Source organism: uncultured Cohaesibacter sp. (genome assembly GCF_963556055.3).
Lineage (GTDB): Bacteria > Pseudomonadota > Alphaproteobacteria > Rhizobiales > Cohaesibacteraceae > Cohaesibacter.
In genome coordinates this window covers 476,517-482,516 of the sequence record NZ_CAUVYE020000012.1, presented here as the reverse complement: position 1 = coordinate 482,516, position 6,000 = coordinate 476,517, and the positions used below count along the sequence as shown (strand labels likewise).

The 6,000-nt window shown below is 54.8% G+C and carries 5 protein-coding genes; all 5 read left to right on the top strand.

The window, feature by feature from the left end; genetic code table 11:
- Positions 1-430 (top strand): DUF2460 domain-containing protein (locus ACHZB8_RS08640; RefSeq protein WP_316859843.1); only part of this gene is annotated, 430 nt, incomplete at its 5' end.
- Positions 427-1,320, top strand: coding sequence for a DUF2163 domain-containing protein (locus ACHZB8_RS08635; protein WP_316859842.1), 894 nt, complete (start codon positions 427-429; stop codon positions 1,318-1,320). The genes ACHZB8_RS08640 and ACHZB8_RS08635, both read left to right, overlap by 4 nt.
- Positions 1,321-1,323: 3 nt before the next feature.
- Positions 1,324-1,773, top strand: coding sequence for an NlpC/P60 family protein (locus tag ACHZB8_RS08630; RefSeq protein ID WP_316859841.1), 450 nt, complete (start codon positions 1,324-1,326; stop codon positions 1,771-1,773).
- 26 nt (positions 1,774-1,799) lie between these two features.
- Positions 1,800-5,681, top strand: coding sequence for a glycoside hydrolase/phage tail family protein (locus ACHZB8_RS08625; RefSeq protein WP_316859840.1), 3,882 nt, complete (start codon positions 1,800-1,802; stop codon positions 5,679-5,681).
- A gap of 85 nt (positions 5,682-5,766) precedes the next feature.
- On the top strand, positions 5,767-5,976 hold the full coding sequence (locus tag ACHZB8_RS08620) for a hypothetical protein (RefSeq protein ID WP_316859839.1): 210 nt from the start codon (positions 5,767-5,769) through the stop codon (positions 5,974-5,976).
- Positions 5,977-6,000: the final 24 nt, after the last annotated feature.

Genomic DNA, 6,000 nt, shown 5'->3' with positions numbered 1-6,000 from the left:
TTTCGAAGAACGAAGAGGCAAGCTTTACGCCTTCCGTTTCAGTGATCCCTTTGACCATGCATCCTGCATGACGGGGCAATCCCCACAGGCTACTGATCAGGCAATAGGAACGGGAGACGGTGTTGCCACAGACTTTTCTCTCGTCAAGACCTATGGGAGCGCTTACGCCCCTTATGAAAGGCCGATCAGCAAGCCCGTTGATGGCTCTGTGATTGTCGCACTCGATGGTGAGGAGACAGTTGATTTTACGGTTGATATCACATCAGGGCTCGTCTCGTTTACGCAGGCACCGGATGATGGAGTGACTATCACCGCAGGGTTCCTGTTTGATGTTCCTGTGCGCTTCGACACTGACAGTCTGGAATTCTCGCTGAGCGCTTTCAAGGCCGGCGATGTTCCCTCAATCCCTCTTGTTGAGGTGAAACTATGAGAACGATATCAACGGCGCTCGCCGAGCATCTTGCTTCGGGGGTGACAACGCTTGCCACCTGCTGGCTCCTCAAACGGTCGGATGGCCAGACATTTGGCTTTACCGATCACGACAGGGAAATCGAACTGGAGGGCATCATTTGCGAACCGGCCTCTGGCCTCACCGGGTCCGAGATCCGGCAGAGCGATGGTTTTGCCAGCGACGATCAGGATGTCAGCGGTATCCTCCGCTCAGATCGCATCACCGAAGCAGATCTTGTCAGCGGTCGCTATGATGCCGCAACGATAGAGACCTGGCGGGTCAACTGGCAGGCGCCCAGCCAGGCGGTTTTGCTGCGTTCCGGTTATCTGGGGGAAATATCCCGTGATGAGCAGAGTTTTCAAGCCGAAATCCGCTCGCTGTCCATCGATCTGGAGCAGGAAAAGGGTCGGGTCTTTCAATATCGCTGTGATGCAATTCTGGGTGATAGCCGATGTGGTCTGGATCTGGATGCGCTCGGTCTGACCTATTCCGGCTCTGTGTCTGCCATCCAGTCCCAAACATGGATCAAACTCAAGCTCGATACGCAGCCTGACGACGGTCGCCTTGCCATGGGGCAACTGGAAATGACTTCAGGCAACGCCAAAGCCATGCGATTTGACATTCTGTCTCATCAGCGAACCGGTTCCAGTGATCTGGTCGAACTTTGGTTGCCGATCCATCCTGACATCACTGAAGGGGACGGCGTCAAGCTCTATGCCGGGTGTGACAAGAGCTTCAAGACCTGCCGCAAGACCTTTCAAAACCAACTCAATTTTCGTGGCTTTCCGCATATGCCGGGCAATGACTATCTGCTGTCATATCCCGAAATTGCGGAATTGCGCGATGGCTCTGCCTTGTTCGAGGACTAGCTGATGACTGACAATGCGATGGAACAGGTTAGCGAGGCCATGATCATCGGGGAAGCGCTGAGCTGGCGCGGAACACCCTACAAGCATCAGGCCAGTTGCAAGGGGGCGGGGTGTGACTGTCTGGGCCTTGTCCGGGGAGTTTATGGTGCATTTTGGGGCGAACCGGAAAAGCCGCCCGCCTATTCTCCCGATTGGGCCGATGCCAACGGTCAGGAAACCCTGAAAGAGGCTGCCTCCCGCTATCTCACAGAACAGTCTGTTGATGCTATGAAGCCCTCTCATGTTCTGCTTTTTCGATATAAGGCCGGTTATCCGGCAAAGCATGCCGGAATCTTGATCGAAGAGGACAGGTTTCTGCATGCCCAATATGGCAGCGGGGTCTCTCTGGTGTCCTTGTCGCCGTGGTGGTGGCGTCATCTTGCCTGCGTTTTCGCGTTTCCGACCTTCCGATAGAACCCTAGTTTGGATATTTGCCAACAATGACAACACTTGTACTCAAAACCGCGGGCAGCGTCATCGGTGGCGCTCTGCTTGGCCCTGTTGGTGCTGCGCTCGGTGGCGCATTGGGGGCGACCGGGGGCTATCTCATCGACAGCTCTCTGTTCGGCTCCTCCTCAAGTGAAGGATCAAGCCTGTCTGATCTCACCGTGCAAACCTCAACCGAGGGATCGCCAATCCCTCGTATCTATGGCCGGGCGCGATTGACCGGACAAGTCATCTGGGCAACGAACCTTGTTGAAGAGGTGACAACCAGAAAAAGCAAGACCGGTTCCTCCAAGGGCGGAATTGGATCTTCATCCAAAACCACGACCTACAGCTATTATGCCAATTTTGCTGTGGGGCTTTGCGAGGGAGAAATCGCCTATATCGGGCGCGTTTGGGCCAATGGTACCGTGCTTGACCTGGATGATGTGACTTATCGTGTCTACCGCGGGACCGATACGCAAAAGCCGGACAGTTTCATCGAAGCCAAGCAGGGCGAGGGCAAGGCCCCGGCCTATCGCGGCCTTGCCTATGTCGTGTTTGAAGATCTGCCACTGGAGGATTTCGGCAATCGTATTCCGCAACTGGCCTTTGAAGTCGTGCGCCCGATCGGGAAACTGGAAAAGAAAATCCGCTCCGTGGTCATGATTCCGGGGTCAACGGAGTTCGGCTATGATACGGAGGAAGTCTCGCGCGAAGTCGATGACGCCGAATGGAGTAGCGAAAATCGCCACTCCTACGAACCCGGCACGGATTTCGAGGTTTCGCTCGATCACCTTGTGGCCCTTTGTCCCAACCTCGAGCGCATTGCGCTGGTCGTGACATGGTTCGGATCTGACTTGCGTGCGGGCCACTGCGAGATCCAGCCATGCGTCGATGACAAGACAAAGGTTACCGATGAAAGCGAATGGTCGGTGGCAGGCCTCACCCGGTCCGAGGCAAAACGTGTCAGTCTGGTTGATGACAGACCTGCCTACGGAGGCACGCCATCTGACGACACGGTGACAAAGGCGATCAAGGCAATCAGGAAACGGGGGCTGGAGGTTGTCTTCTATCCTTTCATCATGATGGACATCGCCTCTGGCAATGGTTTGCCCGATCCATATGGAGCGGATGAACAGGCTGCTTTCCCCTGGCGAGGCCGGATCACCTGTTATCCCGGCCCCGATCAGTCTTCAACCGCAGACAAAAGCTCAACGGCGGCCTCACAGGTCACAAGCTTCTATTCCGGGCAGGAGTGGAACTATCGCCGCTTCATTCGTCACTATGCACAGTTGGCAAGTGACGCAGGCGGGGTCGATGCCTTTCTTGTCGGATCGGAATTGCGTGGAATGACACGGCTAAGAGATGGCGATGACGCCTATCCGTTCGTTGCGTGCCTCAAGTCCCTGGCTTCTGAAGTTCGGTCGCTGCTGGGGTCTGGCACTATCCTTACATATGGCGCGGACTGGAGCGAATATTTTGGTCATCATCCCGCCGATGAAGAGGGTACGGTTCGTTATCACCTCGATCCGCTATGGGCTGATGGAAACATAGACGTCGTTGGCATAGACAATTACATGACGCTTTCCGATTGGCGTTCAGGGGACAATCATTTAGACGCCTCGCTTGCCGATACAGGATTGGAAGCCGACTATCTTCAGTCCAACATCGCCGGCGGCGAGGGCTATGACTGGTATTACAGAAGCGATACGGAGCGTGACAACCAGCTAAGGACCGAAATAACGGACGGCTCTGAAGGCAAACCCTGGGTTTTCCGCTACAAGGATTTGGTCAATTGGTGGTCAAACCGCCACTATGATCGTGACAACGGGGTGGAACAAAACACCCATACAGCCTGGCAGCCAGAGTCAAAACCGATTTGGTTCACTGAGATTGGCTGTCCCGCAGTTCATATGGGCCCCAACCAGCCCAATGTCTTCCCGGATCCCAAATCCTCGGAGAGCGCATTGCCCTATTATTCTTCAGGAGCAAGAAGTGACGCCTCTCAGCGGGCAATGCTGGATGCCAGTCTTGATTATTGGGCCGAGGAGGGCACCGATCGGAATCCGGCATCCTCAAGCTATGACGGCTCGATGGTTGCCTCCGAGCACATGTATCTTTGGGCATGGGATGCGCGACCCTTTCCCGCTTTTCCCTTGAGCAGTGATGCCTGGTCGGATGGTGACAGCTGGCATACCGGGCATTGGCTCAATGGACGCCTCGGCGGTGCACCGCTTCAGGATATCATTCGCACGGTGATGTCCGACTATGGGTTGTCCGCACCGGTATTTGAAACAGTTGCTCCGGTAATCGATGGCTTTGTGATCGAGAGCAGAATGTCTGTGCGTTCCGCCATCGAAAAGCTGTGTGAGGCATTCAATATTTCGGTCGTGGCAAGTGGCAGCAAGATCAGATTTGAACTGCGCGAGCGGCGCTCAAGTCTTGCCATCGAGAACGCAATGCTGGTTGACGAAGAGGACGAGGCTCTCATGACGAGACAATTGCAGCCTTGGGAAGAGGATGTGTCGAGCGTCACCCTGTCCTTCAATGAGCTGTTTCAGGACTATCGCCAATCGGTCGCGCGATATGACCAGCCTTGCGCAAGAACAAGACAGGATAGCTCGATGTCCCTTGCCGCGATTTCGACAGAATCTGTCATGGTCGATATAGCGAAAAACTGGCTGCGACAGAGCAACTATGCCCGTCACTCGATCAAGTTCAAGCTTCCGGTTTCCATGCTGGCGCTTGAGGCAGGCGATCTTGTAACCGTTACCGAGAATGACAGCGAGAAAATCTATCGTATCGATGATATCGAAGATGGAGAAGGTCGGGAGGTGTCGGCAAGTCTTTCGGTGCCGCGCAATACAATGCCCCTCTATCAGACAACGCGAACGGTCTCTATTTCAACACCTGCATTGGCCCGGCCAATTCTTGTCAGTCTCGATTTACCCCTCTTGCCTGGTATGGAAGACTATCCTCATGCGCCTTATCTGGCCTGTTACTGTGCGCCGTGGCCGGGTGCGATTGCGCTTTATGCCGGCGACAGCAGCAGTGGCTTTTCCTACAAGCAGACACTGGATGTTCCTGCGATCATGGGAGACCTTCTGTCCCCCTTGCCTGCTCGTTACGGATACAGCTGGGATCGTATTCTGAGCGTCGACATCGATCTTTTCAGTGGAGATCTGGCATCCGTCAGCGAGGAAGATGTGCTCAATGGTGCCAATGCCGCAGCAATTCTGGCGACAAGTGGTGAGTGGGAAATCCTGCAATTTGCCAATGCCGAGTTGATCGGAACCAATCAATGGCGGCTCAGTGGAATCTTGCGCGGTCAACTGGGCACCGAACAGGCCGCCATGGCTGGTGCCGACATCGGAGCCCGGATTGTCCTGCTGGACGATGCGATCCAACCTCTGCAAGTTGCCGCAAGTCAGTTGGAAAAGACGCTCCCCTTCCGTCTGGTCCCTACGGGCTCAAGCGTCAATGACAAAAACAACAAGGATATCACGTTGTCTTTGCCGGGGCGTGGTCTTGTTCCTCTTTCCCCGCAGCATCTGCATGTTAGCCGCAAGGATGACGGCCTTTACTTCTCATGGACTCGCAGAGGACGTCTCGAAGCGGATAGTTGGGTCGGCAGCACGATTCCGCTCTCCGAGGAAAGTGAACAATACAGTCTGTCAATCCTCCATGCCGAGACCGGTAATCTGTTGCGGCAAGTTGAGTGCACTGAGCCCGAGTGGCTCTATTCGAAGAGCGAGCAAACCGCAGACGAACTTGCCACCATGGATGCCGTTCGGATCGAAGTTGCCCAAATTTCCCAGAGAGTTGGGTCCGGTGAGCCACTGTCGCGCCGTCTCGATCTCACGTCTCTTCTGCTCACTGATCTGCTCACTGACTAGTCCGTGCCGCAGGCTCGGCCATTCGCCTTGCCGGGCAATTTCCACATCTCCCATCACTGCACCCAAAAGAAAGGAAGGCCAATCCATGACACAAATGACCACTGACGCCAAAGCCGCGTGGGAATCCAAAATTAACTGGACCCAGATCATATCTGTGCTCGCTATGGGCCTCACAATGTTCGGCATTGATCTTGATGCCGACATTCAGCAAAGACTTGCCCTGACGATCTCCAGTCTGGCTGCTGCCGTAACCATTGTTTGGCGTACATGGTTTACCAACAAGACGATCCTTTAGGCTTCTTGCCATGAAAATCCTCCT